Raw genomic sequence first — 2,727 nt, forward strand, 5'->3', positions numbered from 1 at the left:
CAATGGCCATAAACAGAAGCACGTCGATCAGCTGCTACCGTGGAACTTTAAGGGCTGAAGCAACGCTTACGGTTTAGTTCAGGCAAAGATTACGTCCACGATTTCGAAGGCGATCACGACCTTATTGACCTATCGGCATTCAATGTAGATTTTGGAGCTGTCAATGACAGTTACCACCGATCTTGGGAGGGCCATTATGATCGACTGACAACAACTGGGCAGTGCTCAAGTATACGATCGGTTGGTCTTAAAGAATGTGGATGCGATTGCTTAGGCAAGTAAGTGCTTTATGTCTCGTCATTTTCACGAGACGACAAAACAGCGTTTATGAAGCGCTCTGGGATCTCTTCCATCTCCATCTGAGAGTACGGCACATCAGCTTGCGCTTGTGAGAGCTCTATCGTTGTTTTGTATAATCGCAAGTAATCGCGACACTCGTTACAAAAGAGCAGATGTAAATTAAACTTACTCTTTTGGCTCTTTGTCAAATTTCCATCGAGGTAATCGACAATAAATGCTTCGAATTCCTCACAATTAATCATGAACGGCGATCGAAATAGCATTGCTGCTAAAGGTCGGGCCGTTTCTCGAGATTCAAGTTGGCTCATAACTTTAGCTCTTTGACATAGGGTTTGAAAAGCGTCTTCAAGGCGGCACCTACGCGATGCGATCTCTCCTTAACATTAACCTCACTCAAATTCAATGCCGTAGCGGTTTCAGTGGTGCTAAAATCCTCGCCGTCACGAAGACACAAATCAATACGATATTTGTCAGGTTATGCTATAGTCGCCTCTCTGGCATAATCGTTAAAATGACGACACGATAACAGAAATTCGCGCGTAGCAGGACAATGGTTTTTCAGTTTGACACGACACGGTGTATCCACGCCTTCAGGGTTGAGCGACGATCATGCATATTCAGTTTGGAAGGGACCTTTGCTCGCACCTATCGTTTAAAACGCCAAATGCAGCCTCTAGCATCCAATTTAGATTTTCGCGGACGAATTGAACGGCCTCGCCCTTAGTCAAAGTTGCGTCACTAGAGTTCAAAATCTCAGCAGAGTGATCCTCACCTTAATATTCATCCCACACAACCTCACAACTTTAGTCGATACAAAAGTAACGAAAGGGTCTTTTCTTTTGTAACGTTTTCTCGCTTCGGAGCATCTGAAATCTCAGAGGAATATGATAAGGTATCAAACTGAGCACCAAACTGGGTATCAAAAGGGAAAAATGGAAACGACCGTTCCACATCGGATCACCCTCAACGCTTTCTTCAAAACCAAGCACGTTTGATCACAAAGGGTTGCGAGAGGTTGCTTTCCCCCCCAAAGAGTTCTGTATGGCCACTCACTAGATAGCTTTCTAAGCTGGTAACTGCTTTCACTGCTCAGGTCGTTTCTGACCCTTAGAGATCCAATAACGAATGATGAAAGAACAATCTAAATGACACAAAAACGATTGATAATGATAACAGGACAGATCGGGCTCGCTGCGGCGATCTTGGTTGGGATCGGCGAATTTTTACTCCATTACGATAAATTAGCGCGATACACAGACCCGTTTGCCTTTTTCGAAGGTGTCACCCGAGAACGCGCTACGATAGGTCACTTCTTTGGCGTTTTTGGAGCTCCGCTTTATGTCGTTGGTGCTTTTCACATCTATCTTATGTTGCGCCCAGCCAACGAGGTTGCCGCACGCATCGCAGGCCTTGTGATGGCATATGCCTGTATTGTCGGAGCTGTCTGGATAGGGTCACGTGCCAGTGCCGTTGAGCTGGTTGCTGCTGGTGGGATCAAGGAACAACTTGATTTGTACACACTTCGATACGAGAGCTTGCTGCAAGTTGTACGCGGCGGTGTTCTAGTGCTGTCTATCATCTTCATCTGGCTTTGCTTGACAGGTAGATCGTTCTATCCGCGCGCGATGGCAGTCCTTAATCCGATCTTCTTGATCATCGTGGCGTTCATTATCTTCTTTACAGTTCCTGCGATTGGTAAATACATCATGCCTATTGCTTTGAACGTGTCCTACTTTGTCATGTTCTCGGTATCGCTTCGCGTTGCCTCAAAACTAAATCTGGAGGGCTGATTCATGCTCAAAAAACTGAAATATGTACCGATGGTGATGGTGCCACTTGTTGGGACCATGGCCATTATTTTGTCTGCATACACCTTGAACGATCGCCGTGTTGATTATGACGTCGATCTTGGCGATACGATCATTCCAGAATTTGACCATGTTGAGGTTCCATTCTTCCAGTCACATAAAGATGCTACATCATTACCAATGACCGGAAGCGCCGCGATCGACATTGATGGTGACGGCACTGAAGAGCTGTTCATCGGTGGTAGCTTCCAACAAGAAAATGGTGTTTTCAAATTTGAAAATGGCGAATTCGTTCCTGTAGCCAATCAAGCAGGTTTGAACAAACCAGGCGATGGCACCGCTTTTGGCACCGCGGTTTTGGATCACAACAAAGACGGACAAGCCGATATGCTTGTCACTCACCCCGAAGGTATTTGGCTTTACACAAACAACGGTGGCATGTTCACCAGTGAAAAGTTAAACACACAGATGAACGAAAACACCTCTGGCCTATCGCTCGCAATCGCTGATGTTAACCGAGATGGGCATTTCGATATGTTCGTGTCTGGGTACATCCAAAACGACAAAATCGAAGGTTTGAATATCTTCAACCGTGATGAATACAGCGGGACATCAGAAC

General features: G+C 45.7%; 3 protein-coding genes. 2 read left to right on the forward strand and 1 reads right to left on the reverse strand.

The genetic code is table 11. The features are described 5' to 3' along the window. Positions 1–287 precede the first annotated feature (287 nt). Entirely contained in the window at positions 288–608 is a 321-nt protein-coding gene (locus ABJO30_08870) for a zf-HC2 domain-containing protein (protein ID MEP3232925.1), read from the reverse strand. An 837-nt stretch (positions 609–1,445) separates the two neighbouring features. Between ABJO30_08870 and ABJO30_08875 the strand changes: the two genes are divergently transcribed. Beyond that, on the forward strand, positions 1,446–2,090 hold the full coding sequence (locus tag ABJO30_08875; GenBank protein MEP3232926.1) for a DUF6796 family protein: 645 nt from the start codon (positions 1,446–1,448) through the stop codon (positions 2,088–2,090). A 3-nt stretch (positions 2,091–2,093) separates the two neighbouring features. Then, the coding region (locus ABJO30_08880) for a VCBS repeat-containing protein (protein MEP3232927.1) at positions 2,094–2,727 on the forward strand (634 nt) is incomplete at its 3' end.

The organism is Hyphomicrobiales bacterium, from assembly GCA_039973685.1.
Lineage (GTDB): Bacteria > Pseudomonadota > Alphaproteobacteria > Rhizobiales > JACESI01 > JACESI01.